This is a genomic window from Pseudomonas sp. NY11955, assembly GCF_048068035.1.
GTDB lineage: Bacteria > Pseudomonadota > Gammaproteobacteria > Pseudomonadales > Pseudomonadaceae > Aquipseudomonas.
In genome coordinates this window covers 78,046-102,238 of the sequence record NZ_JBLUPS010000012.1, presented here as the reverse complement: position 1 = coordinate 102,238, position 24,193 = coordinate 78,046, and the positions used below count along the sequence as shown (strand labels likewise).

Sequence of the window (24,193 nt, the reverse complement as noted above, 5' to 3'; positions counted from 1 at the left end):
GCCCGCACTGGGCGGGCTGGATTTACGCGACGGCGCGAGGCCTACGGCGCGATTTTTTCCAACAGCGAAAGGCGGCGCTCAAGGGCTTCGCGATTGACTGTGGGTTCGGGGCGCTCGGTCAGCGCCTTGGGTGCATTGCCGTAGGCGGCAAGGTTCCAGTGGTTCTGTGTGGCAGTCTTGCCTTCGGCCAGGCGATCAACAAACCCGCCCTCCAGCGCCTCCGCTGCAGTCATCCAGGTAGTGGCCGCCATCAAGGCCAGGACTTCCTCGGCGGACTTACCAGTCTTGCGCTCGTAGTCGGCACTGATGCTGGCATCGACCTTGTCCAGCAGGTCGGCCTGGTCGCGGAAGTCCTTGGCGTTGCCCATCTGGATGGTCCAGGCGTTGTGGATCATGAAGAAACCGCCTTCGGCAATCTCGACCTCATCCGCCGCCACCGCCACATAGGTGGCTGCCGATACGGCCTGACCATCGATATGCGCAATGACTTTCGCAGGGTGCGACTTGATGGCCTGGGCCATGGCGCGCGCGTCGAACACATCGCCGCCGGGGCTGTTGATTCGTAGGTGGATGGTGTCAACGTCGAGCGCGGCCAGCTGTGGCACGAAGTCTTTCGCCGCAACGCCGCCGTACCAGTCCTCGCCGATGATGTCGTAGAGGTAGATGGTTGCCTCGCGGCCCTCGTTGACGATTCGAAACTCGCGCTTCGCCGCCTGGTTATTCTTGAACAGTTGGATCAGGTTCATCTGGCTGAGCCTCTGGGGGTTTGGCCGGCTTCTGGCTGGCAGTCGAGAAGTAGAGTTTGTCGCCGCCTGGTACAGGCGGCAGATTCTTGATGGCCCGCACTTCGTTGACCACCATCCAGCCTTGGGCGCCAGGCCCGCCCAACGCCTTGCCGAGCACGTCCGCTTCGGTCTTGCTGTCACCGGCCAGCAGGCCCTCGCGATTGAATTCTGTGAAGTAGCGGGTCGAGCGCGGCCACAGCTTGCGGTTCAGCTCCTGCTCGATGCGGCGCAAGTGCGGGCCCAGGGTGTAACGGACGAAGCCGATCGACATCTGCTCGATGCCGGTACCCCAGCTGGTGGACGCGGAGGTTTCGCCGATCATGTGCGGAGGTGCGCCAAATGCTCGAGCAATCTCGACCACCTGGAACTTGCGAGTTTCCAGTAACTGGGCATCTTCGGCGGTGAGGCTCACTGGCTTCACGTCGCCGCCATTCACCAGCAGCATCGGGCGATGATGTTTGCCACGGCCCACATACTTCTCGTCGAACTGCTGACGTAGGTAATCTTGCTGGGGTGTATCCGGAGCCACACCTTGTGGGTAGGTGATCACCATGCTCGGGCTCGCGCCGTTGCTGAAGAACTCGCCGGCATACTCGTCGGCGGCCAGGGCAGCACCCACAGCCTGGCGGGCGGCGTAGCGAATTACCGACTCGCCCTTGGTGCCGTCGAACCCAAAGCCGGGGAAGTGCAAGACATCCTCCGACTCCAGGCCGAAGTACTTGCCGTCGTCATTGACGTAGTAGTGCAGCGTGTCGCCAACCCGCACGATCGATACACACTCCCGGGGAAGCGGCATGAGCCGCACTGGCTTGCCGGAACGGTCGCGGACGATCTGGGCGAGCCCATCGCCACGCAAAAGCATGGAGGACAGCATCCACTCCCAGAACGAACAGGCCGTCAGGGTCGGATAGGGCGATTCGTTGAGCAGCCACCACAGGTCGTGATTCGCCCGAGCCCGGCCGCCGTTCTCGGTGCGCTCGTAGATTGGCAGCGGCAGCAGAGCCACCGCACCGGCGATCAGTCGGCAGCAGGCATACACGGCGGCGCTGCGCTTGGCGGTTTCGGTGGTGACCACCACGCCGGATGACGACGGCACAGCGCCAAAGAAGTCCGCCCACTGGGAGCGATCCATCTCGTTCCAGGTCATTTCCTTGTTCTTTAGCTGCCCGAACTCTTCCTGCAGCGCTGCCAGCTCCTGCTCCAGCTTCTTGGTTTTTCCAAAGTTGAACATCACAGCACCACGCATAGGTCAGTAATGGGCTGCTCTTGCCCAGCCTTCGAGACGCCGACTGCCATGAGCAGAGCAGTCATGTCGTCGATCTTGTCCGCCGAACGCTTCTTGTCCGGGGCCATGTTCATGTTGTCGTCACGCCGGGCGATGAGGTTGGAGGCGCACCAGTTCAGCAGCATGTCGCCGCCATGCACCAACTTGCCGGAGATATAGGCCAGCTCCAGGGTCTGCATCGCCGGATGGTACGACTTCGGCCCCTGAATGAACTCGACCATCGGGAGCTCAGCCGCAACCAGGCGGTTCACCAGGTCGGCGGCATTCCACCGGTCATACCCGATGGCCTTGACGTTGAAGCGCTCGCAGACCGCCTTCACATCGGCCTCGATCACCGCGTAATCGGTAACGTCGCCCTCGGTCTGCTTGAGCAGCCCCGATTCAACCCAGGCCGCATACGGAACCGTTCCGTGCTCGGTGCGGAAGGCCACCGCGCTTTCCGGCGCCCATCGCCACCCGTAGGTGTACAGAACGCCATCGACATCCCACACAAGGCGGAATGACGTGAGGTCGCGGGTAGAGGCCAGGTCCAGCCCGCCCCAGCATGGGTACTGCGCGAGCCAGTCCAGGTCGATCTCGCCACCGCACTGCTGCCATCTGTTCAGGTCGATCCAGCCCTCAGCAGTCGAGGCCGGCCGGTTCAACCGCTTGATGCGAAACTCGGCCATCTTCGATGGCATCTGCTTCGCCTCGATGGCTTCCTTCTGGATCGCCGCCATCAGGTGCGGGTTCACGTCCATCAACGGGTTGGCCTTGATCCAGGCCTTCTCGTCGAAGTCGTCATCAGCCTTGATGCCGAGGCTCTTGTCCTCGTCATCCACCGCATAGAACACCACCAGGTAGTGGTCAGCGGTGGTGCCGAACAGCCCGCCCAGCAACTTCTTGGCGAACATCCGTATTTCCGCCCACGGCCCGGGGTTGGTGTAGCCCTCGGTGGTCGTGAACAGCCACAGCGGGTTACCCCGGGCACCAGCTGCTGACTGCAGAACGTTCAGCAGGTCGGCGGTCTTGTGGGCATGGATTTCGTCCAGGCCGACGTGTGATGGGTTCAGACCATCTTGGGTCGATGCCTTGGCGTGGATCGGCTTGAAGCTGGCACCGGTCTGAACGCGGCTGATGGACTTGGCCCAGACTTCAAGGCCGAAGTACTCCCGCAGGTCCGCGTTCTTCTCGGTCATCCGCTTGGCGGCGTTGAAGATGATCGACGCCTGCGGGAAGGTGGTGGCCGCGCTGATGATCTGGGCGCCCTCTTCGGGCTCGCAGCATTCGCAGTACAGCAGGATCGCCGACGAAAGCGTGCTCTTGGCGTTCTTCCGGGCTACTGCAAACAGTGCCGAGGTGAACCGGCGCGGGTGAAACTTCCCGTCGTCGCCCCACCCTTCAGTGAACACCCACTGCCGTTTTCGGAAACCGAACAGCTGGACCACAAAGAAGATGTGCGACGGGTGCATCACGATGGTGGGTTTTTCCCACTTGCCTTCAACGTGATGCAGCTTCTCGATGAAGTCGCACGGGTCGTTCGCATGCCAGGGGTCGAAAATGAACGGGCAGTCCTTCTTCTTGGCGCGCTTGAGGTCATCCAGAAAGCGCTGGGCCGCCTGGCGGATCAGCTTGCCATGGCGCTTCCGCTTCTTGTCGGCCACAGCCCCCTTCGCGTAGTCGGTAGCGATCTTGACGAAGTCACGCATTCTTCCGCCCATTACCCGCGAAGGCGTTGCCCTTCTTCTGCTCCCCGCCCGACGAAACCTTACGGCGGCTGGCCGGCGTCATGCCGAACTCGGAGAACAGCGCCTTCAGCGCTGTGGTCTCTGCCGCCGTGGCCTCCATGTCGGCCTTGGCCTTCTTGCGGAAGCATTGCCAGGCAAAGCACAGCTGCTCCAGTGAATACAGGTCGACCACCTGCAAAACCTTGGCGGCAACAAGCTGCCGGCCCAGGCTTTCCCACATCTCGGCACCGTCTCGATTCAGGTGCTGAGGTGCGTCAGGAAAGTCGTCAATCAGGTCGAACTCTGGCGCGTCCTTTTCCTCGCGATCCGGGCGAGTGGTACCGGCCAGAACCTTGAGGTTGGGCGCCGTTGGCTTCCGTCCTCGGGTCATTTGTCAACCTTCAATTTCAAAAAGCTAATTTTGACGGCGCGAAAAAAGAGTTTCGGGCGCGGTCTAGAAGAAAAAGGCCCCAGACTTTTCCCCTCCCCCTGCCCAAGCAGCGAGAAATATTCTCATTTCTACGTTTTTGGCTGATTTCTCAGGCCTGCGCGCGTGGTTTCGATCAGCTGCGGCGGGCGTTGCCGAAGCCGCCGTCCTCTGCTGCCGTCTTGCGTGAGTGATGCGTTCGGCAGAGGCCCTGCCAGTTCGCTCTGGACCAGAACAGGTCCTTGTCGCCTTTGTGAGGGGTGATGTGGTCGAGCTCAGTGGCTGGTTCTACCCTTCCCTCTCGCTGGCAGTGCACGCAGAGCGGATGCTTGCGCAGGTAGCCAGCGCGGGCTTGCTGCCACCTGTACCCGTAGCCGCGCTCGGTGCTGCTCCCTCGCTGCTCGGGCGGCTTGTGCCTGGCAGTGGTAGCGCCGTGGGGCTTGTGGGTTCCAGGTCTTACCGGCATGGCGAGCCATCCAGGTAGGTGTCCGGCTCAGCGTCCGGGTCACGAACTACATCCTCGCCATCAGCCAGCGCTTCGATCAATGCGATCTGGTTCAGCGCGATCTGCTCCAGCAGGCCCGTGTGCTTCTGCAGCTCTACAAGGATCTTCTCCTGCACCTGCTCAGCTGAAAGGTTCATCGCTCCACCCGGGCGTAACGCCTGGTTTCGTCAGCGAGGCTAGAAATATCCACCTCAACGAACTGGGCTTCTGCTGACACTACGGGGATCACACGAGGCAGAACGGTGATCACTGCGTGCCAAGCACCATTCTCGACTGACGCCTTGAGCTCAACACTCAACACTCCTTCCAGTTCGCTGCCGTCACTCAGCAGGACCTTGGTACCCATCACTTGGTGCGGACTGCCGGGGTTGCTCTTTGGTGCCGGCACGACCGTCGCCACCATCAAGGATTTGGTTTGCTCGCTCATAGGCCACCTGTGTCCAATGGTTAATCCACTAACGCCGGAATGCGTCTTCTGCACAACATCAGCCTTGAGCTTTACGCTCCGGTAGGCTCGTCATCACTTACATCCTGCTCGCCTGCCAGAGCCTTGATCAGGGCAAGGTTCTGAGTGGAGATCTGTTCGAGCAGCAAAGACTGCTTGCGCTGCTCGGCAAGCAGTTCACTCAGGCTCGGATACATGTGCGCGATTGCGCCGCCTTCTTGAGCCAGCAGCTGGAGCACCATCTGTTCCGCCCGAGCTTGCAGCTGAGCCTGGACTGTCGCCATCTGTTCCAGGCTCAACTGCTGGGGAATGCTGACCACCAGCAGGCTCTCCTGCCCCTGAGCCAACGGCTGATCGGAAGAGTTCGCTTGCTCGCTCATATGCGACCTTTGTCCATTTGTTGATCCGTTCGCGCCGGGCGGCGCATCCACTGCAGGCCATCACTCAGTCCTGCGCATGTTGAGTTGCTGTGCGATATCCGCAGCCCGCTCACGCACCTCCAGCACCTGACCATCGAACGTGCGAACGATGGCGCAGACGCCGTGCCACTGGCTGCTGGCGCAGGCCTCCGTAACAGAGGCAACAGCGGCAGGTGCCAGGTGTATAGCGTTGCGGTTGATTCCGGTCAGCTTGATCATTGGCGTTCTCTCATCTTCGGTACCAGGTCAGCTGGAAGCACCGCGCATCATGCGGCACCTCCTCGATCGGCCAGCGCAGGCAGCTCATGTGTTTGCGCTCTGGCCTGGTGCGGCTCAATCGAAGCGTCTGCACCAGATAGGCAGATCCGGCAGCGGTAGTGATGTAGTCGCCAACCGCGATACCTTCAGCCCCATCCACATACAGCTTGCACGGTGTGTACGGGGCCTTTGATCTGGCCATGCCAACCTCCTGCAAGCTGCTTCACACGCCGATCCGGGTAAGGCCGTAGCGCTCCAGGGAGCCTGCGATCTTCTCGCCTTCAACAACGTTGATCACCTGTGTCACCTCTACCGCTGCGGCGGTGTTGGGCTCCATGCGAATGGTGATCGAGACAACCTTCGAAGGGTCAAGACCGAGCACTTGGCAGACCATCTGGCCAAGTTCCTGACCCAAGATGAGGGGTTTCTTTTCCATGATGCTTCCTCGCGCCACGAAACAGCGCTCCATGTGTTTGTGGCGCAGGTCACCCTGCATCTACCTTCCGCTCTGCCCAGCGCTTGCCAAGCTGGCGCGCTTGCTCAACGCCCAGCACACCGACAAAGCCAGCGGTGGCGAACGACCAAGCGATGCTCAAGCCGAACTCCTTCACGGTCAGGCCAACCACCATCACGATCAACGCACCAAGGGTTGCCTCAATCAGCTGGCGGGCTGGGCGAGTCTCTTTCCCGTCGTACTGGATGCGCAGCCAGGTCAAAGCGAATGTCAGGCCCATAGCAAGGCCGTTTTCTCTCAGGGCTGTCAGTACCAGCACCCAGAAGGATGGGTCTTTCTCTGGCGGCATATGGGCCATCTCGATTCCTCCCGTTGCGGGGAGCGGAAAAAGAAAAGGCCCGCCGTTATGGCGAGCCCTTGTAATTGGCGGAGATGGCAACCCTGTCAGGCCGCTGTCGTGGCGCTTCCCTCCAGTCCCCACGCTGACTGTTACCCCTGCGCATTTCTGCCGGGCTTTGATCATCTCCATAAACGAAAAAACCCCGACACAATGGCCGGGGTTTCTATGCTCGCGTGCGTCACCTTTTTACGCACCGAACCGCAGGTTATGAAGTTACGCGGTCACTCGGCCACTGTCAAGCGGCTGATTTCAGCAGAAGCCCGTGCTCTTCAAGCAATCCCTCGACAACCGCATGCGCCTCACTCACCCGATCATCAAGCCAGCGCATGGTCACTGTTCTCCAGCGCCGAAGCGTTCGGTCTGGAGTGCCGTCGGCATCCCAGGTATGCAGCACATAGAACGACGCAGGCAGCCCGCGACGGCGCTCTGGCACCATCCAGGCCATCACGCACTTCATCTTGAACAGGTGGTGCGCCGGGCTCACCACGCGCGGGGTCAGGTATCTGGCTGCCTCCTGCACCTCGGCCTCATTGATTGAGTACTTCCCAGCCAACGCATGCCACTGCGCATCTGGAAGCATTCGTTTCAGCATGGATCGGGTCATGGCGTCTTGGGTGGTCCGCTCCTCTGGGGAAAGTCCGTCATCGATCCGCTCAGTCAGCAACTCGTCATCGACGGTGGCTTTGTAGCGGTTCTGCCAGGCCGGCTTGGCCGTGCCGTCGTGGATCTCGATCGACATGACACGGCTGATGCAGTGTCCAGCGTCCTTGTACACGGTCATGCAGCCCTCCGGATGCGGCGAGGTGGTGGGTTGTCGTCCAGGCCAAGCAGGTTGCGCAGCAGCTTGTCGGCGGCCGCATTCTTGGTGTTGCCCTCGGCAACCCAGCGCTTGCAGTACTCCCCGAACTCGATCTCAACCCGGGTGGCGTGCCAGCTGGCGACCATATCCAGCAGCGCGGCCATGGCGTGCGGGCCAGCCTTCTCTTCTGCCAGGTGCTGGCCGGCGATCTTCAGGAACTTGCGCTCATGCTCCTGAAGGCTTTTGCGCGGCAGCGCCGCAGTTACCTTACTCATGCCCGTCTCCCGGCTTGGAATCTTGATCGTGCATCCTCCCTTGGGATGGATGCTGTGAGGTGCTGCAACCGGCGCCGTTAGTGGCGTCATCGGCTACAGGCCCGGTTTTCTGTCCCGGCAATGTCTCGGTGTGAATGGCGGCGAATCCCTGCCCGTCGAGGTACTTGTGCCAGGCCTCCAGCGCCTGACGTTTCAGCCCTTCGGCCGTGGTGTGGATGTAGGTGGCGTCGAGATCCTTCATGGCGTGGTTCAGCAGCAGCTCGCCCACCATGTAGTCCACGCCGAGGTCGGTCCACGCGGTGCGGGCCACCTTGCGCAGGTCGTGGCTCGACCACTCGCCCTTGGCCAGATCGGTGAACAAGGTGTTGGCCTTGCTCGGGCTCAGCGGAGCACCGTGGCTGCCCGGGAACAACAGCAGGCCGGAGTAACCCTGAGCGGTCTGCAAGCGCTGGTACCGGCGCAGCAGTGCGCAGGCCTGGGTGGTTAGCGGCAGCGTGTGCTCGGCCTTCGTCTTCGTGTCACCCGCCGGAATGAACCAGCGCCCCGCTTCAAGGTTGACGTTGCGCCAGCGCGCCAGCCGGGTCTCGCCCAGCCGCGAACCGTGGCACAGCATCATCAGGGCCAGCATGCAGCCCGCTGGCTCCACCTCGAAGCGCTCGGCCACCACCATCAGCAGGCCCGGCACATCATCCCCACGCAGTCGCGCCGGGCGCGGCCTGATCCGGGTCCGCACGAAGTCGGTGAACTTCAGCGAGGCCATCGGGTTGGCGGGCAGCATGTCCAGACGCAGGGCCTGGCGGAACGCGACCGAAAGCACGCCGTAGACCGAGCGCACGAAGGACAGCGCATAACGCTCCTGCAGCGGCCACATCAGGCGCTGGTCGATCGCCTGCTTGTTGGTCTCGGCCAGTAGCAGATCCCCCAGGCGCGGCACCAGGTGGCGGTCCAGCGCCGACTTGGCACTGGCCTTGCGCTTGGCGGACAGGCCTCGATCACGGTTCATCCGGTCGCGGTACCACGCCAGCACATCGCCCACCGTGGCCCAGCTGGTGGTCGTCGACTTGGCGTCTGCATCGGCGGCACGGCGGGCCAGGATCGCCGGCAAGGTGGCCAGCATGGTCTTGGTGTTGATCCCTGGATAATCGCCAGCCTTGCCCCAGCGCCCACGCACCACGACATGCCAGGCGCCACGGGAGCGGTCAACAGTCGAGAACCGGAACCGCAGCTCCCGGTGGCGAGTATCGCGCAGCTGGAAGACTTGGCCAGCAGCGTGCCGGCGGATCTCTGCATCGCTGAGGGTAACGGTTAGGGTTTTAGAACCGCTCATTGCCCGCCCCCTTGTAGCGCTGGGCGTAGCTGCCACGCCCAGCCTCGACCTCATCATCACTGGGCAGAGATCCGGCGTAGGTGGCGAACCGGCCATACTGCCCTTCCTGCTGGACGATGCAGCTGCCAACCCGCGCATGGCGACACTTGGTCATCAGGATCTCAGTGAGACCGTTCTGGCCCTCCTCCGTATCCATGTCCCGGTGCACCATCAGGATGCAGCTGGCGTCGGCCTCGATCTCACCGGAATCGCGCAGGTCGCTGGATTGTGGCTTCTTGCCGGGGCGCTTGGTCGAGTCACGGTTCAGCTGGGCCAACTCAATGACCGGGATAGCCATTTCCTTGGCCAGCTGCAGCAGGGCCTTGCTGATCTTTCCCACCTCCTCGGAACGAGATCGGCCACCACGCTCGCTGCGCACTAGGGTCAAGTAGTCGACCACGATGCCGGCCAGTCCGTGCTCGCGCTGGCACTGCCGAGCCGTGGCGCGAATGGTGGACGGCGTCTGCACCGGGTCGTCACAGACGAATAGCGGGGCTTCCAGGGCCAATCCTACGGCACCACTCATCCTGGCCCAGTCGTCTTCGCGCATCTGGGCTGGGTTGTCCAGCTTGTGCAGAGCCACCCCTCCCAGCGAGGCGATAGCGCGCAGCCCCAGCTCTTCGCCAGGCATTTCGATGGAGAACACCAGCCACGGCTTCCGCTCCTTGACGGCGTTGTGCTGGGCGATCTGCAGGGCCAAGGTGGTCTTGCCACTGCCCGGCAGGCCGGCGATTACGGTCACCTTCTTCGGGCGGAGGCCTTGGACCAGCTCATCCAGCTTTTCGAGCCCCGTGGAGGGCCACTTCGGCGCCACCCCTCGGTGCTTTTCGTCCACCAGGTCAGCGGCATCTCCCATCCATTGGTCCAGCCGCTTGTAACCCTTTGCCTCCCCATCAAGGTTGCGCAGGTCTGCCATGGCCTGCTGAGCTGCAGCAATCACTTCGCCGGTAGGTGCGCCGGCCTGCACCATTTCCTGCGCGCCACCGGCCACGTCAAGAATGCGCCGGATCACACCCCACTCCTTGACGTGCTTGGCGTAGGCCTTCCAGTTGGCCAGCGAAGGCACCTTGCTGGCCAACTCAGCGGCATAGGCCATGACGTTGTCGCCACCTGGGAGCAGGCGCTGCACCGCGCCCAAGGTCACCGGATCGATGGGCATGGCTTGCTCGCGGCACTCCAGCATGGCCTCGAACAGAGCCGCATTGTCGGCGTGATAGAAGTCGGCTGAGGTCATCTGGCCAAGCATGTCCTCGACCAGGCCTACGTTCTGCTGCAGCGAAGCGTGAATGACTGCGCCAAGCACGCCGTGCTCGGCCTCGTCGCTGTAGAGCTCCCTCATGCCGCAGCCCTCTTCGATTCCCAAGTGAACCCGACTTGCTGCCCGCCGTTCTGGCGCAGGCGGTCAAGGGCGCGATCGCCGATGTAGGACTTGAGGCCGTCAGCGCTCAAGTTGCTGATCACCACGGTCGGCAGCACGGCCTGATACCGCCGGTCAATGATGCTGTGCAGCAGGCCCAGCTCGTACTCGCTGCCCTTCTGCGCCCCGATCTCATCGATCACCAGCAGGTCCAAGCCGCCAAGATGGACTGCCACGTCACGGTCGGTATATCCCGATCCAGGCACCATCGAGGCGCGGGCGATGCTCACAATGTCCCCGGCCGGGATGATCAGCGCACGGCATTGATCGGCCACCACCGTGCGAACGATAGCGCTGGCCAGGTGAGTCTTACCGCAGCCGACGTTACCGGTCAGCAGCAGCGAGCGGCCCGCCCGGAAGTTGGCCGGGAACTGCTCGGCATAGGCCTGGCACTTTGCCAGAGCCCTGTGCTGCGGCTCCGTCTCGGCGTGGTAGCTGTCGAAGGTGGCGCCAGCAAAGCGCGGGGTGATCCCGGCAGCGATCAGCGCTTCGCTGGCTTTCTCGGCCTTGTGCTGGGCATTGGCCAGGGCGCGCTCTGCCGAGTCGCGGGGGGTGGTATGCAGGGCCTCCCAAGCGCAGCGCTTGCAGCCACGCGCCAGCATCGAGCCGTCCAGCTGCTCGACCTCACTCATATCGACGCGGCCATGCACCGGGCACTCGCCAGAGAAGATGCGCTTGGCCGGGGTACGGTGGAACAGATCAGAAATTCGAGCGGCCATCGTGGCTCTCCTGGTACATGTCATCGGTGTGCTGAGGGAGGTTGTTGAATGCGCCGCCTTGGGCGGTTGCGCCGGCTGGCTGCAGAACGTCGTGCCAGCGCTCGCCGTTCAACCAGGTGGCGGCGTTCGGGATGTACTGGCCACCTTCCTTGGCCCAGTCGCGGGAAGCGCAGTGGTTGGCCAGGGCAGCGATCATGACGGCCTGCAGCTCGGCGCCAGGGCTGATCTTGTTCCAGGCCTTGAGGGCGTCCTTGCGGCTCTTCTTCTTCGGATAAAGCTTCCAGAACTGTTCGAACGCGCCGTCTGCTTCTGCGCCAGATGCACGTAAGTCTTTATCCCTCTTTGTATTACTCATAGGTGTATTACTCCCCTGCGTGTTTTCCGAAGGGGGTTCATCGCCTTTTCCGAAGGGGTTCACAGCGTTTTCCGAAGGGGTCTTCGGTTTGTCGAAGGGGTTGGAAAGGCGAATTCGGCGCTCGATAACACGCTTGCCTTCGCGGATCTGCTCAACCTTGATCAGGCCGCGCTCAGCCAGTCCGCTGATGATCTCGGACACCCGAGATACCGACAGCCCGAAGAATGCGGCGAAATGCGCGTTAGTGGCGTAACAGCCGCGTACGTCATCCTCGAGGCTGCTGATCTCCACCAACATCACCTTCTCGTTTGTCGACAGCGAGTGATCCAGCCAGAGAGAGGCCGGAATCCATACGCCCTGAAACTTGCGAGGGATACGCTCCTGGCTCACAGGTCAAGCTCCTCTGTGATACGGCGCACGAAGGCGTCGTAGCTCTCGGCCATCTCGAAGCCGCTGTCTTCCATCGCCTGCCGTCCAGCCTTGGCCAGTTCGTAGATCGTCCAGCGCTCTCGCTCTGGAAAGCCTTTGAACTGGGTGTAGCTTGGCCATGGCCCGCTGATGATCGTTGCGCCAGCGCGTGGCTGATGTGCCTGGGCGGGGTCCGGGATCGTGGTCATTGCAAGGTCTCCCCGGTGGCGGTGGTACGCCTCAGTGGCATAGGTGGTAATGGCGAAGGGGCAAGCGGTGGTTCGAGATCGACGGCGGGGCCGATCATCGACCTGATGGCTGATTCCATTGCTCGCTTGGCGTTGTGCTTGGCCCGCAGCGCCTTCTGGTAAAGCTCGTAGGTGTCCGCCGTGTAGGCGATCACTGCGTCGTACATAGGGTTCGAGGGGTCGATACGACGACTCTTCGGATCGGGCTCGCCCCGGGCCTGGAAGAACGCGCCGTACTCACGGTTAAGCCTCATCTTCAAGCGCCGCGCCATCGACTGCGCCCGATAGAACTCGGCCGCCCTGTCAGCCACCTGCTGTATCACCTGCGACTTGCTCATGCTCCGCTTCATGGGTGCACCTTCCCAGTCAGCCGGAACCGGCCATTGAAGTAGGGGTGGATGGCCTGGGTGGCGTTGACCATCTCGCACTCGTCGACGAAGCGCTTGAACGCCGCAGTGACAAGGCTCTTCGTCCAGACCAGGTACTGCGAGCCCTTGGCGTCCTCGTGACCATTACGGACCATGCCGGCAGAGTTGGGCTGATGCGGCCACTCCTTCAGCACGTAGTCGACAACGGCGCCCGACAAGCCATGACGCGCCAGCATCGCGGCCTTGATGCCGGTGAGCGACAGGCAGTTCTGCGGGCAGTGATCCCAAACCATTGTCTGGCTGAGGTCGGCAACCTGCCGCTCAACACGATCGAGGGCGACCTGCTGCTGGGACTGACGGCGCTCCAGGTCAACCATTACCTGAGCATGCGCGAGAGCCTGCTCAGCAGGTGTCAACTGCCTCTGGTAGCTACCTGTCTTGCGGATTGACGGGATGACTTCGCCAGCCACCCAGATCTGCAGAGGAAGTGCGCCAGGCTTGTCGGATCTACCTAAGAAGAAGTAGAGGCCCTGCTCGCTCAGCACGGCCATCTGCTGGCTGCCGGAGGGGGTCACAACGGATGTGACCCCCCTCCACAGTTCGGGGACGTGCTCAATGCGACTGGTGCCGTTCCAAACGTACCCCAGCTGCTCGGCAACGTCCTTCGCTACAAACCATGGCTCGCCAAGAGCATCGGTCACTACGCGAACCGGTGCCCCTTTAAAGCTGAAGGGGACCAGGTTCATGCCGCACCTCCCACATCCTTCGCTTCATGGAAGGCAGCTGCGTTGCGGTGAGGCCACATAAAGTTTCGCGTGTCGAAAACGACGCGCTCGAACAGGCGCTCAAGTTCGCCGGCTACTGGATTATCGAATCCGCCGAGCGAAGGCACGACGTGCGCCCAATACAAGGCCTTGATCAACTTGAATGACTCACGCGCTTCGTTGAAGCGCGCGATGTCCGCTGCCGTGAGGGTCACGTCCTGCACTATCTCGCCGGAAACCGCCATCGGCACCAATTCGGTTCGCGCAATTAGCATGCTGCACCGCCCGCGCCACGAACTGGCGAAGTAGGTTTTTGTGGAGCGCATTCTTCGAGGTCAGTAACAGTCAACTCGGAACGCCCGTAGCTGTTGAGGTGGCCTTCAAAGCCGAGCAGCTCACGATTGGTGGCCTGACACTGAAGACTCCAGCGGTCGTAATCGACATGACGGCCGACCTCCTGATCAACCACCCAATCAGGCAGCTGTCCGTGGAGGCGCATTTCCGAAAGATAGGTCCACCAACGACTGGCATGGTTTCTCTCGGCGATCAGCAGCCCGACTACGATTGCGCGCTGGTCTTGGGTGAAGATTGCGGCTAGACCGCCGCCAGACTGGCAGGCACCAGTAAAAGTTGGAGAATGTTGATTTGGGCTATCTGAGGTGGTATTTTTTGGGTGCATGAAATCGTCTCCAAGTGACGAAGATTCAAGAAAGTCCCCTGCAAGGGACTGGATTAAAGGCCCGCCTGCGAAGCGGGCTTTTTGTTGCCTGGTGAAAAGTCAGCCAGACAGCAAAAACAGGGATGGGCATGACCTCATCAAAGAGCCTTCCCGATACTGGATGTTTGAACAGCCACGTTAGTTGGCTCTGCAAGACCAACGATCGACGACATAATTAGCTCAAGGTCGGCACGCGGTCTGTCTACCGCCCCACCGCTCGGGAACGACTTAACCTCGAACGCCTCAAAGCGTCCGCCAGCACCCGAACGAACTAGAATCTGACGACCACTTCGAATGGCCTTGCTGATAGCGGCCTGACTAGTGCCAAGCCTCCTTGCGGCTTCTTCCTGGCCGTGCTGACCAACGAAATCCGCCAACTGAACTGGTGTCATGGGTTCACCTAAAAACGGCTTATGGCACATAAAATAACCGCCGGTAGTAGATATGTCCACACCTTTGGTTTTTGACCAGCATTACCATCAGTTCTAGGATGAACGCATGAAAAAACGAGCCCTCCCCCCCGAACAAGCAGAAGAATGCGCCCGCCTCAAGGAGGCCTTCCTTTCTCGAAGAAATCGGAAAGTCACCCAGGCGACAATCGCTGCTGAGCTTGAAATCAGCCAGGCAGCTGTTAGCCATTACCTGAACGGGTACAACCCGTTGAACGCTCGCACAGCCGCTGTGTTTGCCAAGCTGCTGGAGGTGCCCGTTTCCAATTTCAGTCCACGCCTTGCCAACGAGATCGCTTACACCACCGAGGCGGCTCGCATAGGGGAGGCCGCCTCTAGCGAGGAAAGCAATATCAAGCTCACGGCTCAGCCATCAATGTCGTACCGCTACCCGGTAATTAGCTGGGTGGCGGCGGGTGACTGTGCTGAAGCTGTCGAGCCGTTCCCGCCAGGATTTTCTGATAGGTACGAAGTTTCGGACTACGAAGCCAAGGGCGCTGCCTTCTGGCTCGAAGTGAAAGGCGACTCAATGACAGCACCGAGCGGGACGAGCATCACAGAGGGCATGATGATCCTGGTGGATACTGATGCCGATGCCTACTCGGGGAAACTTGTGGTGGCGAAGCTGACTGACAGCAATGAAGCGACCTTCAAAAAATTGATCGAAGACGCTGGACGCAGGTTCTTGAAACCTCTGAACCCCGCTTACCCCATGCTCCAAGTGAACGGAAACTGCAAGATCATAGGAGTTGTGGTGCGAGCCATGATGAAGCTCTGATCCTCACCATCGCCCCCATAGAAGGCCCGCTGACGCGGGCCTTTTTTTATCTCGCCAAAAAATAATAACTGTTGGTATTGACGGCAAAATATAACCGCTAGTATCTTTCGCTCATTGCCACCCTGCATGGAGCAGCCGACATGAGCACCGAAACCATCACGCTATCTGGATTTACCGGCTTTCTTGGACGCGGTGCTGCGCCGCGTGAGCTGGAATGCTTGCTGGCCATTGCCGGAGGCGCATCAGGGAAAGAAGTGGCACGCACCCTTGGCATCAGCGAGGACGGTGTAAAAAAGCGCCTGATAGCGCTTGGCACGAAGTGGGGAGTTACACGACGAGCCGCACTGGTAGCCGAGGCCTTTCGCCGGGGTGTTATCAGTAATGCTGTAGCCGCATTGGCGCTCATCATGGCTATCCACGGAATGATTGGCGACGACCAAGCAATGCGCATCCGCCGCGGCGGCAACAGTGGCGAGCGCAAGATTGAAACCCGTATAGCAACCCGGCGCGCTGAGTGCGCCTTGGCGGTGGCGTGACGCTGCCAGCCTGACCTGATCCAACCCTGATTTTGCGAAAGCCAACAAACGCGGCAGGCCACCGGCTTGCCTGAAGAAAGCTCCACCAACCCAAGAGGAAAGACCCATGTTCGGTATTGGAAAGAAACTGTTCGGCGCCAAGCGTGCAGTCAAGAAGCTGGAAAACCGTGACCTGATGCAAGCCATCGTCGGTGGCTGCCTGCTGGTGGCGGCGGCTGACGGCGAGATCAGTAAGAACGAAGCGGCTCAGATCGACATTCAGATCCGGGCGAACAAGAACCTGGAGCACTTCGGCCAAGAGATCACCGCCACCGTGAACCTCTTCACCGAGCAACTGCAGGCCGGGTTCCGCCTGGGGCGCATGAACATCATGCGTGAGATCGCGGACATCAAGAACAACCCTCTCGATGCCGAGGAGGTGTTCGTGAACATGATCACCGTTGCCGAGGGCGACGGAAACATCAGCCCCGAAAAACTGAAGGTCCTGGCCGAGGTTGGTGTGCAGCTGGGCTTGCGCCCAAAAGACTTCGGTATCGAGGCTTGAAGCGCAAGCACATCGGCCTGGGCGCAGTTGTAGGGCTTGCCCTGTGCGCGCTCGCAATCGCCGCTGTTGTGAACTGGGGGTCGTGCCAATGGTACGGCTACCAGACCGAGCGGCACACCAAGTTCGCGCCCTACGTCGGCTGCATGGTGAAAACCACCGGCGGCTGGGTACCACGCAACGAGCTGCGCACAACGCAGTGAATTGAAGGGCGGCAATCGCCGCCCTCCCCTACAAGGAGTTTGACCATGTTGATCCTCACCCGTCGCGTAGGCGAAGCCATCAAGATCGCCGACGACATCACCGTAGTTGTGCTGGGCGTCAAAGGGGGCCAGGTTCGCCTTGGCATCGAAGCTCCGCAAGGTGTAGCCGTGGACCGCAAGGAAATTGCCGAGCGCAAAGCAGCAGGTCTGCCCAAGCCACAGGCGCCAGCATCGAGTGACGTGCAGCCCAAGTCTGAACCGCTCTATGGCAATCGCACCGAGGCTGAGTGGCGCCAGCTCCTGCAGGATGAAGCCGAGGAAAAAGCCGCACGCAAAACGGAGAGCGGCCATGAAGCAGCCTGAACGCATCACGCTTGTGCTGAAGGCCTGCGAGGCCGCGCCACTGTCGAACATCTTGCCTTTCACCAAGCTGGGCGATCTGGTCTCAGCTGGCCGAGGACTGGCGGTAATCGCCGGCGCCAGCGAGGGAGACCTGCAGGCCAAGCTGGAAGATCGTGAGACCCAGCTACAGGAGGCCGACACACTGCTGCGGGAGGCGATCGCCTACATCAACGACGACCTGGTCAACGTCGAGTATCGCGACATGCTCCTCGCCCGAATCGACAGGCTGCTTGATCGTGACCAGGCGCAGCAGGCGGAAAAGCCTCGGGAGCAGGAGCCATGAGCCAGGCCAGCCTGCTCTTGCTGCTGTGGGACGCCCTGCAGCAGCGCGAAACAACCTTCGGGCAGGTCCTTGACCTGTCCGCTGCCTGCGGCCTGGACGGGCGACAAGTTCTGGCCGACCACTTCCGGGGGCACTCATGAGCAAGCGGGATATCAGCCAGGCGGCGAAGGAAATACTCGAATCGATGGGGCTCAAGCGGGGTCGCGGGCGGGCCAACTCGGTCGTATCAAGGTCGGCCGCAAAGGTCTCGACGGCTCATGTTGTAGAGCCCACCCGCAAGCTCTCCTGCTCGGCGCTGCCTCCGGCCGGCCCCATCAACCGCTTCATGTACTTGGAAGCAAGGAACTGGGCGATTGACTTGGTCGCCTCACTGCGTGGCTCACCGGTAGACGTGGTGGTTGAGCGATTGGCCGGCGCTACCGAAGGTCGGCCAGGCAGCTATGTAGCCGGCATCCAATCGGTTATCGAAGAGCTGCAGGCCGGAGCAGGCCATGACTAGGCGAGGGCCAGTCAAGCGTTGGACCGAGGCAGAGGATGCGCTTCTTCGCCAGCTCTATCCCAACAAAACCAACAAGGAGCTTTGTCTTCTACTACCAGGACGGACGAAGACAGCCATCACCTTGCGGGCAGCCCTATTTGGGCTGGTTAAGACCGATGCCCACAGATCGGAAACGCATCGACGAATCCTGCTTGCCAGGCTGGAGGCCAAAGGGGGTCAGATTGGCCAGGATCCAAGACCGGTTGGAGCCACCCACCGCAAGGGCCGGTACACGTTGATCAAGGTAGCGCAGCCCGACGTGTGGAAACCGCTTCATATCTACACCTGGGAGCAAGTCAACGGACCTGTTCCAGATGGGATGGTTGTGGCAGCCAAAGACGGCGACGTGCAGAACACGGACCTAAGCAATCTGTGCCTACGAACACGCGCCGAGCACCAGTTGCGCAATAACCATCACTACAAAGGCTTGCCGGAGGAGATCGTTGACATTCTCCACCTGCAAAACGAACTGAAAAAAGAGATCAAGAGGAAGACCAGGAATGAAAAATAAGCTCAGCGACCTTCGCGACCACCTGTTCGCCCAGCTCGAAGCGGTGCGTGAGGCCGATGACGACAACTTGGCCAAGGAGGTTCAGCGCGCCCAGTCGGTATCGGATATCAGCCGCGTACTGATTGAAAGCGCAAAGGTTGAGATCGACTACTTCCGCCACATTGGCGGCGAACACTCGGCCAGCTCGTTCATTGAGTCGAAACCTGCGCTGCCGCCAGCAAAACGAACCTGACGAGTCAGGTCAGCGTGACAACCAGAATCTGACGAGTCAGGTCGGGAGGAAGGAATGAGCGAAGAGACCGAGGTACTGACGGTTGAGGGCCTGGCTAAGCTGCTGGGCCGCACCGAAGCGTCGATCAGGGAGGGGATTCGCCGTGGCGTGCCTTGGTTGCCCAAGAGTTTCAAGATGGGCAACCGGCACTGCTGGCTGAAGGAGGACGTGCGCACGTTCCTGCGCGAGTTTAGGGATGGGGAGCACCAAAAGCCGAAGCCTGGGCGAAAAAGAAAGGAGCCGCCAACGCTAAAGGTCGCATGACGCGCTGACGGTAGGTATTCACCGTCAGCGCGCTGAATCCTTCGCAAACCCTGCCTTGATCCAATAGAAAATCATGCAGGCAATGAACGGCAGGAAGAAGATCACGACCATAGCCCCAAGCCGGAACGCTAGCTGAGACGGGGGTAATTCCATCCACTCGGACAGTGTCTGACCACCTTGAACTATGAGCACGACATTTATGAGAATCCCCGCGACCACACAAACTCTACGAATTCCTTCCGGTAGGCGAATCATCAAAAGCTTCCTTACTATTTCAAGTTTGTATGGATGGTCAGCCGAGCTTTTCGGCGAGGTCCTGCGGACTGAGGTGGGTATAGCGCTTGAGCATCGCCAGGGTCTTGTGGCCCGTGATACTCGCAACTTCCATCATGGTGAAGCCGCGTTCGAAGAAGCGGCTGGTCGCCTCATGGCGAAGGTCGTGAAGGCGTAGGCCTTCAATCCCAGCGGCCACGCAGGCCCTGGGGAAATAGTTGCTGATCGTGTTGAGGGCCAGGTTGAAGTACCGGCCGCCACCGATCGGCGTGGGCAGCCCCTCCAGCAGGGCTATCGCCCGGGAGGACAGCGGCACCGCGCGCCTCTCGCCGTTCTTGGTGTCTTCCAAGTAAGCCACTTTGCCGCGCACTTGGTCGCGGCGTAGCATTAGCAGCTCAGACCGGCGCATCGCGGTCTCCACCGCCAGCTCAATGAACACCGGCAACTGGGCGTTCATCTGGCCGGCCGCCTTGTACAGCGCGGCGAGCTCCGCCGGCGTTGGGCGGCGATCCCTCTCCTTGCTGCCCTTGGGCATCCGGATCGCCCGGCACGGGTTGGTCAGCCCTTCAATGCCCCACTCCTTGGTGGCCACCGTATAAAGGTGGCTGATCACGGCCAGGTTGAGGCGGACTGTTGCGGTCGATTTGCCTTCCTTGATCTCAGCATCGCGGTACGCGGCCATGTCGCTCGAGCGGATCGCAGCGAGGCCCTTGCTGGCCAGCTTGTGCTCTTTCCATTTCTTGATGCGAACCTGCTCCTGCTTGGCGCCCTTCTTGGTGGAAGTGACCTCCGACAGGTAGCGGTCCAAGGCCTCAGCGAGCGTGGTGCTCTCGGCCTCGCGCATGTCGACGAAACGCGCACGCGACATATCACCTTCGATCTCGGCGGCCCATCGCTGGGCTTCTGCCTTGGTGTCAAAGGTGGCTGAAAGGGTTGGATATCCTTTGCGGCGGATCTGGGCGCGCCAGGCGTCCCCGCGCTTCTCGTAGTAGGCCATGGGGGAAATGATAGCGAACGCTTGGGGGAAATACACGCTCCCCCATTCCCCCAAAATTCCCCCAAATGAAAAAGGCCCCGAGGGCTATACAGCGCTCGGGGCCTTTAATATGGCGGAGAGATAGGGATTTGAACCCTAGGTACTGTTGCCAGTACAACGGATTTCGAATCCGTCCCGTTCGACCACTCCGGCATCTCTCCAATGCCGCGCATCATACCAGCGTTCTTTTAAAACGCAAACCTTTTTTTCAAAAAAATCGCGTGGTATCAGGCGCTTGCGTGAACGCGCCGGTTACAGCGGCACGCCCAGGCGCTTGGCAACTTCTTCGTAGGCTTCGATCACGTCGCCCAGACCCTGACGGAAGCGGTCTTTGTCCATCTTCTTGCGGGTTTCCTTGTCCCACAGGCGGCAGCCGTCCGGGCTGAACTCGTCGCCCAGCACGATCTGGCCGTGGAACACGCCAAACTCCAGCTTGAAGTCGACCAGCAGCAGGCCGGCGTCATCGAACAGCTTGCTCAGCACTTCGTTGACCTTCAGCGACAGCTTCTTCATTTCCACCAGCTGCTCGGCAGTGCCCCAGCCGAACGCGACAACGTGGGATTCGTTGATGAAGGGGTCGCCCTTCTCGTCGTTCTTCAGGAACAGCTCGAAGGTGGACGGCTCCAGCTTGATGCCCTCCTCCACGCCCAGGCGCTTGACCAGGCTGCCGGCGGCGTAGTTGCGCACCACGCACTCGACCGGGATCATGTCCAGCTTCTTCACCAGGCACTCGTTGTCGCCCAGCAGTTTGTCAAACTGGGTCGGCACGCCGGCTTCTTCCAGTTTCTGCATGATGAAGGCGTTGAACTTGTTGTTCACCATGCCTTTGCGGTCGAGTTGTTCGATGCGCTTGCCGTCGAACGCCGAGGTGTCGTTACGGAACAGCAGGATCAAGCGGTCGGCGTCGTCGGTCTTGTAAACCGATTTGGCCTTGCCGCGGTAGAGTTCGTCGCGTTTTTCCATGATTGGGCTCCGCTTGCTTGAGGTGTTGGGCTAGGCGATTTCGCGCCAGTCGAGCCCGTGTTCCTGATTCGCCACCTGGAGCCAGTCCGGGTCGCACCCAAGGGTGTCGACGAAGCACTGGCGGGCCAAGTGTGGCAGGTTGTTCTTGCTGCTGAGGTGGGCCAGCACCAGGTGTTGCAGGTTGCTCCAGCCCAACTCTTGCACCAGGCGCGCGGCCTGGTGGTTGTTCAAATGCCCTTGCATGCCACCCACCCGCTGCTTCAAAAAGGCCGGGTAGTGACCGCGTGCCAGCAGGTCGCGGCAGTGGTTGGCCTCGATCAGCAGTGCATCCAGGCCCTGGTAACGCTCCAGCAGCAGCGCGTCGTACGAGCCCAGGTCAGTCAGCATGCCGAAGCGCCGCTGGCCGTCGCTGAGCACGTACTGCAATGGCTCGTAGGCGTCATGCTCGACCCGCGCGGCGGTCACTTCCAGGCTGCCGATGCGCAGGCTTTCGCCACAAGCGAGAAAACCGGCCACCTCCACCGGCTTGCGCATGCCGCGCAAGGTCCCTTGGCTGAGGTAGACCGGTACATTGTAGCGCCGTGACAGCAGGCCGACCCCATGCACGTGGTCGGCATGTTCATGGGTGACCAGTACCGCACTGAGCTGGGCCGCCGACACACCGAGCAGCGCCAGGCGCCGCTCGGTTTCGCGCAGGGAGAAGCCGCAATCGACCAGGATGAACGTGTCACCACTGGCGATCAGCGTGCCGTTCCCTTGGCTACCGCTTCCGAGTACCGCGAAGCGCACTTAGCCCAGGTGGTCCTGAATGGCGCTCAGCACGCGGCGTGCGACATCGGCCGGCGCCACGGTGTTGATGTTTTTCTCGACCGTGACCTGCACGCTCTCACCCACCTTGCTCAGGCGAACCTGGTAGCGCTCGGCACGGGCTTCACGCTCTTCCTTGGTCGGCTCGCTGCCGAACATGCGGCTGAAGAAGCCAGGCTGGTTCTGCTTGTCGTCAGGCTTTTCGGACAGGTTGATGTAGTACAGGCCCAGGCTGCGGTTGATGTCTTCGACACGCCATTCGCCACCCTGCTCCAGCGCACGGCCCACGCCAGACCAGGCGCGGTCCAGGTCGGAGCCCAGGTACAGCACCGGGTTGCCGCTGCCGTCCTCGCTCAGGCTGACACGGCTTGGCGCGTCGAAATCGCGCGCGGCCAGCAGCGAAACCGAACCACCTTTCTCGGCGCTACGGTTCATGCTGGCCAGCATTTCGTCGACCAGCAGGGCATCGGCACCGGTGTTGCTGGATGTGGACGGGAACGCAGGCTCGGCAGTGCTGCCAGCCGGGCGCTCGACGCTGACCACGTACACCTCGGAGGTGTTGCGCTGCACGCCAGGCTCCATGCGCACACGCACGCGCACTTCGCTGTCACCACTGCTGGCAGTGCTGGCCAGACGCTGGCCGAGCGATGCCGACAGTTCGTCGAAACGCTGCCAGGTGGTGTTGAATTCACCCGTTTGCGGACGCTCTTCGGCAATGCGGAAGCCGTTGTCCTCGAAGAACTGGCGGGCTACCGGCCATACTTCGGCTGGCGAATGCTGAGCCAGCACCCAACGGCTGCTGCCGCTGCGCTGCAGGCTGTAGTCGGTGACCTGGGCCGCACCGCCGGTCAGCGGTTGCGGGCGCGGCACTTCGAACTCGCCAGTGACGTTATCGTCGGCAACGTTACGCGGGATCGGCAGCAGCGGGTCAAGACGCTTGACGTTGCTGGCGTCCGGCGGCAGCTGCATTGGCGCGGTCGGGTGCGCCTGCAGGTAGTCGCTGCCGCGGTCGCGGAAATAGCCATCTTCGCCCCACAGCCAGCCACACCCACTGGTGCTGGAGATAATCAGGGCAAGGGCGGAAAGACCAGCCAGTCGCTTCATGCGGTGTACTTCCTCTTAAACCAGTACGCCGGACTGGCGCAAGGCAGTACGGACTTTTTCGTGGCAGCCTTCGCTCAGCCAGGTCAGTGGCAGGCGAATACCTTTGTGCATCAGGCCCATTTCGACCAGCGCCCATTTCACCGGGATCGGGTTGGCTTCGCAGAACAGGTCTTTGTGCAGCGGCATAAGTTTTTCGTTGATCGCGCGGGCCTTCTCGGCATTGCCCGCAAGGGCGGCCTCGCACAGGTCGGCCATTTCGCGCGGGGCGACGTTGGCGGTGACCGAGATGTTGCCCTTGCCGCCCATCAGGATCAGCTCGACGGCAGTCGGGTCGTCGCCGGACATGACGATGAAGTCCTTGCTGACGCCATCGAGGATGGCCTTGGCACGAACCAGGTCGCCGGTGGCTTCCTTGATGCCGATGATGTTCGGCACGGTCGACAGACGGATCACGGTCTCGGCCTGCATGTCGCAGGAGGTGCGGCCGGGAACGTTGTAGAGGATCTGCGGAATGTCGACGGCTTCGGCAATGTGCTTGAAGTGCTGGTACAGGCCTTCTTGGGTTGGCTTGTTGTAGTACGGCACCACCAGCAGGCAGGCGTCAGCGCCGGCATTCTTGGCGTTCTGGGTCAGGTGCACGGCTTCGGCGGTGGAGTTGGCACCGGTGCCGGCGATGACCGGAATCGGCTTCTTGCTGTGCTTGACGCGCTCGACGACATGCTTGATGACCAGGATGTGTTCTTCGACATCCAGCGTGGCGGACTCACCGGTGGTGCCGACAGCGACGATCGCATGGGTGCCGTTTTCCAGGTGGAAGTCTACAAGTTTGTCGAGGCTAGCCCAATCAAGACGCCCTTGTGCATCCATGGGTGTGACCAATGCCACCATACTGCCCGCAATCATGTAACTGCTCCTGCCGGAAAAAGAGAGCGGTTATGGTACTGGGGGCATCGGCCTTGCACAAGCGAAGCAGGCGGGCGGAGCATTCCCCTCGGCGCCTTATTTCGCTACCCTTGATCCTTTGATCGGTGCAGCGCGGCCCGCCGGGCCGTCGACCTTGCTCCCCGCCAGCGTCCAAGACCTCGCATGCGAGCCCCGGGCACTGCCGACAGG

The 24,193-nt window shown here is 61.2% G+C and carries 40 protein-coding genes, 1 tRNA gene and 1 pseudogene; 11 read left to right on the top strand and 31 right to left on the bottom strand.

All coding sequences use genetic code 11. From position 1 onward, the window contains the following. Positions 1 to 41 precede the first annotated feature (41 nt). From ACNFBR_RS21385 to ACNFBR_RS21270, 24 genes are all read right to left on the bottom strand, one after another. A complete protein-coding gene (locus ACNFBR_RS21385; RefSeq protein WP_121782998.1) occupies positions 42 to 746 on the bottom strand; it encodes a head maturation protease, ClpP-related in 705 nt (234 codons plus the stop codon). Continuing rightward, positions 718 to 2,016, bottom strand: a complete 1,299-nt coding sequence (locus tag ACNFBR_RS21380) for a phage portal protein (protein WP_416736660.1) — start codon at positions 2,014 to 2,016, stop codon at positions 718 to 720. The genes ACNFBR_RS21385 and ACNFBR_RS21380 overlap by 29 nt, the downstream gene beginning before the upstream one ends. Beyond that, on the bottom strand, positions 2,016 to 3,758 hold the full coding sequence (locus ACNFBR_RS21375; protein WP_416736659.1) for a terminase large subunit: 1,743 nt from the start codon (positions 3,756 to 3,758) through the stop codon (positions 2,016 to 2,018). Before ACNFBR_RS21375 ends, ACNFBR_RS21380 begins: the two co-directional genes overlap by 1 nt. Beyond that, positions 3,751 to 4,167: a hypothetical protein gene (locus ACNFBR_RS21370; RefSeq protein WP_186703024.1), complete on the bottom strand. Its 417-nt coding sequence runs from the start codon at positions 4,165 to 4,167 to the stop codon at positions 3,751 to 3,753. Before ACNFBR_RS21370 ends, ACNFBR_RS21375 begins: the two co-directional genes overlap by 8 nt. Before the next feature lie 172 nt (positions 4,168 to 4,339). Beyond that, positions 4,340 to 4,669 (bottom strand): HNH endonuclease signature motif containing protein, encoded by a 330-nt coding sequence (locus tag ACNFBR_RS21365; protein WP_416736658.1) that lies wholly within the window; start codon positions 4,667 to 4,669, stop codon positions 4,340 to 4,342. After that, positions 4,660 to 4,845, bottom strand: a complete 186-nt coding sequence (locus ACNFBR_RS21360) for a hypothetical protein (protein ID WP_416736657.1) — start codon at positions 4,843 to 4,845, stop codon at positions 4,660 to 4,662. Before ACNFBR_RS21360 ends, ACNFBR_RS21365 begins: the two co-directional genes overlap by 10 nt. Continuing rightward, positions 4,842 to 5,135: a hypothetical protein gene (locus ACNFBR_RS21355; RefSeq protein ID WP_416736656.1), complete on the bottom strand. Its 294-nt coding sequence runs from the start codon at positions 5,133 to 5,135 to the stop codon at positions 4,842 to 4,844. Before ACNFBR_RS21355 ends, ACNFBR_RS21360 begins: the two co-directional genes overlap by 4 nt. Positions 5,136 to 5,206: 71 nt before the next feature. Then, positions 5,207 to 5,533, bottom strand: a complete 327-nt coding sequence (locus tag ACNFBR_RS21350; RefSeq protein ID WP_416736655.1) for a hypothetical protein — start codon at positions 5,531 to 5,533, stop codon at positions 5,207 to 5,209. A 60-nt stretch (positions 5,534 to 5,593) separates the two neighbouring features. Further along, the gene (locus ACNFBR_RS21345) at positions 5,594 to 5,791 is read right to left on the bottom strand and encodes a hypothetical protein (RefSeq protein ID WP_338799422.1); all 198 of its coding nucleotides are present in this window, start codon (positions 5,789 to 5,791) and stop codon (positions 5,594 to 5,596) included. 10 nt (positions 5,792 to 5,801) lie between these two features. Next, a complete protein-coding gene (locus ACNFBR_RS21340; protein ID WP_416736654.1) occupies positions 5,802 to 6,032 on the bottom strand; it encodes a hypothetical protein in 231 nt (76 codons plus the stop codon). Positions 6,033 to 6,053: 21 nt separating this feature from the next. Then, positions 6,054 to 6,266 carry a hypothetical protein gene (locus ACNFBR_RS21335; protein WP_416736653.1) on the bottom strand — a complete coding sequence of 71 codons (213 nt, stop codon included), beginning with the start codon at positions 6,264 to 6,266 and terminating at the stop codon, positions 6,054 to 6,056. A 49-nt stretch (positions 6,267 to 6,315) separates the two neighbouring features. Further along, on the bottom strand, positions 6,316 to 6,813 hold the full coding sequence (locus ACNFBR_RS21330) for a phage holin family protein (protein ID WP_416736652.1): 498 nt from the start codon (positions 6,811 to 6,813) through the stop codon (positions 6,316 to 6,318). A gap of 106 nt (positions 6,814 to 6,919) precedes the next feature. Then, positions 6,920 to 7,465 carry a hypothetical protein gene (locus ACNFBR_RS21325; protein ID WP_416736651.1) on the bottom strand — a complete coding sequence of 182 codons (546 nt, stop codon included), beginning with the start codon at positions 7,463 to 7,465 and terminating at the stop codon, positions 6,920 to 6,922. Beyond that, a complete protein-coding gene (locus ACNFBR_RS21320) occupies positions 7,462 to 7,758 on the bottom strand; it encodes a hypothetical protein (RefSeq protein WP_121782988.1) in 297 nt (98 codons plus the stop codon). Before ACNFBR_RS21320 ends, ACNFBR_RS21325 begins: the two co-directional genes overlap by 4 nt. Beyond that, a complete protein-coding gene (locus tag ACNFBR_RS21315) occupies positions 7,751 to 9,085 on the bottom strand; it encodes a tyrosine-type recombinase/integrase (protein WP_416736650.1) in 1,335 nt (444 codons plus the stop codon). Before ACNFBR_RS21315 ends, ACNFBR_RS21320 begins: the two co-directional genes overlap by 8 nt. After that, on the bottom strand, positions 9,072 to 10,463 hold the full coding sequence (locus tag ACNFBR_RS21310) for a replicative DNA helicase (RefSeq protein WP_416736649.1): 1,392 nt from the start codon (positions 10,461 to 10,463) through the stop codon (positions 9,072 to 9,074). The genes ACNFBR_RS21315 and ACNFBR_RS21310 overlap by 14 nt, the downstream gene beginning before the upstream one ends. Continuing rightward, on the bottom strand, positions 10,460 to 11,260 hold the full coding sequence (locus ACNFBR_RS21305) for an ATP-binding protein (RefSeq protein WP_416736648.1): 801 nt from the start codon (positions 11,258 to 11,260) through the stop codon (positions 10,460 to 10,462). Before ACNFBR_RS21305 ends, ACNFBR_RS21310 begins: the two co-directional genes overlap by 4 nt. Next, on the bottom strand, positions 11,241 to 12,005 hold the full coding sequence (locus tag ACNFBR_RS21300; RefSeq protein ID WP_416736647.1) for a helix-turn-helix domain-containing protein: 765 nt from the start codon (positions 12,003 to 12,005) through the stop codon (positions 11,241 to 11,243). Before ACNFBR_RS21300 ends, ACNFBR_RS21305 begins: the two co-directional genes overlap by 20 nt. Next, on the bottom strand, positions 12,002 to 12,232 hold the full coding sequence (locus tag ACNFBR_RS21295) for a hypothetical protein (protein WP_416736646.1): 231 nt from the start codon (positions 12,230 to 12,232) through the stop codon (positions 12,002 to 12,004). The genes ACNFBR_RS21300 and ACNFBR_RS21295 overlap by 4 nt, the downstream gene beginning before the upstream one ends. Next, positions 12,229 to 12,609 carry a hypothetical protein gene (locus ACNFBR_RS21290; protein WP_416736645.1) on the bottom strand — a complete coding sequence of 127 codons (381 nt, stop codon included), beginning with the start codon at positions 12,607 to 12,609 and terminating at the stop codon, positions 12,229 to 12,231. Before ACNFBR_RS21290 ends, ACNFBR_RS21295 begins: the two co-directional genes overlap by 4 nt. Before the next feature lie 8 nt (positions 12,610 to 12,617). Further along, the gene (locus ACNFBR_RS21285) at positions 12,618 to 13,385 is read right to left on the bottom strand and encodes a Bro-N domain-containing protein (RefSeq protein WP_416736644.1); all 768 of its coding nucleotides are present in this window, start codon (positions 13,383 to 13,385) and stop codon (positions 12,618 to 12,620) included. Next, positions 13,382 to 13,678, bottom strand: a complete 297-nt coding sequence (locus ACNFBR_RS21280; protein WP_416736643.1) for a hypothetical protein — start codon at positions 13,676 to 13,678, stop codon at positions 13,382 to 13,384. Before ACNFBR_RS21280 ends, ACNFBR_RS21285 begins: the two co-directional genes overlap by 4 nt. Continuing rightward, positions 13,672 to 14,082, bottom strand: a complete 411-nt coding sequence (locus ACNFBR_RS21275; RefSeq protein WP_416736642.1) for a hypothetical protein — start codon at positions 14,080 to 14,082, stop codon at positions 13,672 to 13,674. The genes ACNFBR_RS21280 and ACNFBR_RS21275 overlap by 7 nt, the downstream gene beginning before the upstream one ends. Positions 14,083 to 14,219: 137 nt before the next feature. Further along, the gene (locus ACNFBR_RS21270) at positions 14,220 to 14,513 is read right to left on the bottom strand and encodes a Cro/CI family transcriptional regulator (RefSeq protein ID WP_416736641.1); all 294 of its coding nucleotides are present in this window, start codon (positions 14,511 to 14,513) and stop codon (positions 14,220 to 14,222) included. Positions 14,514 to 14,619: 106 nt separating this feature from the next. On the opposite strand from ACNFBR_RS21270, the gene ACNFBR_RS21265 reads away from it, so the two are divergent. From ACNFBR_RS21265 to ACNFBR_RS21215, 11 genes and pseudogenes are all read left to right on the top strand, one after another. Beyond that, the gene (locus tag ACNFBR_RS21265) at positions 14,620 to 15,348 is read left to right on the top strand and encodes a LexA family protein (RefSeq protein WP_416736640.1); all 729 of its coding nucleotides are present in this window, start codon (positions 14,620 to 14,622) and stop codon (positions 15,346 to 15,348) included. A 140-nt stretch (positions 15,349 to 15,488) separates the two neighbouring features. Further along, entirely contained in the window at positions 15,489 to 15,884 is a 396-nt protein-coding gene (locus ACNFBR_RS21260; RefSeq protein WP_416736639.1) for a LuxR C-terminal-related transcriptional regulator, read from the top strand. 106 nt (positions 15,885 to 15,990) lie between these two features. After that, a complete protein-coding gene (locus ACNFBR_RS21255) occupies positions 15,991 to 16,428 on the top strand; it encodes a tellurite resistance TerB family protein (RefSeq protein WP_416736638.1) in 438 nt (145 codons plus the stop codon). Continuing rightward, entirely contained in the window at positions 16,425 to 16,628 is a 204-nt protein-coding gene (locus ACNFBR_RS21250; protein ID WP_009681855.1) for a hypothetical protein, read from the top strand. Before ACNFBR_RS21255 ends, ACNFBR_RS21250 begins: the two co-directional genes overlap by 4 nt. 45 nt (positions 16,629 to 16,673) lie before the next feature. After that, positions 16,674 to 16,850: pseudogene (csrA, locus tag ACNFBR_RS21245) on the top strand (carbon storage regulator CsrA); the annotation flags it as partial. Positions 16,851 to 16,977: 127 nt separating this feature from the next. Then, positions 16,978 to 17,313: a hypothetical protein gene (locus tag ACNFBR_RS21240; protein ID WP_416736637.1), complete on the top strand. Its 336-nt coding sequence runs from the start codon at positions 16,978 to 16,980 to the stop codon at positions 17,311 to 17,313. Continuing rightward, positions 17,310 to 17,453: a hypothetical protein gene (locus ACNFBR_RS21235; RefSeq protein ID WP_416736635.1), complete on the top strand. Its 144-nt coding sequence runs from the start codon at positions 17,310 to 17,312 to the stop codon at positions 17,451 to 17,453. Before ACNFBR_RS21240 ends, ACNFBR_RS21235 begins: the two co-directional genes overlap by 4 nt. Continuing rightward, positions 17,450 to 17,812 carry a hypothetical protein gene (locus tag ACNFBR_RS21230; protein ID WP_416736633.1) on the top strand — a complete coding sequence of 121 codons (363 nt, stop codon included), beginning with the start codon at positions 17,450 to 17,452 and terminating at the stop codon, positions 17,810 to 17,812. Before ACNFBR_RS21235 ends, ACNFBR_RS21230 begins: the two co-directional genes overlap by 4 nt. After that, the gene (locus ACNFBR_RS21225; protein WP_232861961.1) at positions 17,805 to 18,362 is read left to right on the top strand and encodes an HNH endonuclease signature motif containing protein; all 558 of its coding nucleotides are present in this window, start codon (positions 17,805 to 17,807) and stop codon (positions 18,360 to 18,362) included. Before ACNFBR_RS21230 ends, ACNFBR_RS21225 begins: the two co-directional genes overlap by 8 nt. After that, positions 18,352 to 18,594: a hypothetical protein gene (locus ACNFBR_RS21220; protein WP_012315790.1), complete on the top strand. Its 243-nt coding sequence runs from the start codon at positions 18,352 to 18,354 to the stop codon at positions 18,592 to 18,594. The genes ACNFBR_RS21225 and ACNFBR_RS21220 overlap by 11 nt, the downstream gene beginning before the upstream one ends. A 54-nt stretch (positions 18,595 to 18,648) precedes the next feature. Then, positions 18,649 to 18,897, top strand: coding sequence for a helix-turn-helix transcriptional regulator (locus ACNFBR_RS21215; protein WP_416736632.1), 249 nt, complete (start codon positions 18,649 to 18,651; stop codon positions 18,895 to 18,897). 24 nt (positions 18,898 to 18,921) lie between these two features. Here ACNFBR_RS21215 and ACNFBR_RS21210 read toward each other — a convergent pair whose 3' ends face one another. The 7 genes from ACNFBR_RS21210 to dapA form a co-directional block, all read right to left on the bottom strand. Continuing rightward, a complete protein-coding gene (locus tag ACNFBR_RS21210) occupies positions 18,922 to 19,152 on the bottom strand; it encodes a hypothetical protein (protein ID WP_416736631.1) in 231 nt (76 codons plus the stop codon). 37 nt (positions 19,153 to 19,189) lie between these two features. Beyond that, on the bottom strand, positions 19,190 to 20,167 hold the full coding sequence (locus ACNFBR_RS21205; protein WP_416736630.1) for an integrase: 978 nt from the start codon (positions 20,165 to 20,167) through the stop codon (positions 19,190 to 19,192). Positions 20,168 to 20,277: 110 nt separating this feature from the next. Further along, positions 20,278 to 20,367: transfer RNA gene (locus tag ACNFBR_RS21200), tRNA-Ser, on the bottom strand. A gap of 91 nt (positions 20,368 to 20,458) precedes the next feature. Further along, positions 20,459 to 21,169, bottom strand: a complete 711-nt coding sequence (purC, locus tag ACNFBR_RS21195; protein WP_011535129.1) for a phosphoribosylaminoimidazolesuccinocarboxamide synthase — start codon at positions 21,167 to 21,169, stop codon at positions 20,459 to 20,461. 30 nt (positions 21,170 to 21,199) lie between these two features. Beyond that, on the bottom strand, positions 21,200 to 21,958 hold the full coding sequence (locus ACNFBR_RS21190; RefSeq protein ID WP_416736629.1) for an MBL fold metallo-hydrolase: 759 nt from the start codon (positions 21,956 to 21,958) through the stop codon (positions 21,200 to 21,202). Continuing rightward, positions 21,959 to 23,080 carry an outer membrane protein assembly factor BamC gene (bamC, locus tag ACNFBR_RS21185; RefSeq protein ID WP_416736628.1) on the bottom strand — a complete coding sequence of 374 codons (1,122 nt, stop codon included), beginning with the start codon at positions 23,078 to 23,080 and terminating at the stop codon, positions 21,959 to 21,961. Positions 23,081 to 23,095: 15 nt separating this feature from the next. Further along, complete coding sequence (gene dapA / locus ACNFBR_RS21180) at positions 23,096 to 23,983, bottom strand: 4-hydroxy-tetrahydrodipicolinate synthase (protein WP_416736627.1); 888 nt, start codon at positions 23,981 to 23,983, stop codon at positions 23,096 to 23,098. Positions 23,984 to 24,193: the final 210 nt, after the last annotated feature.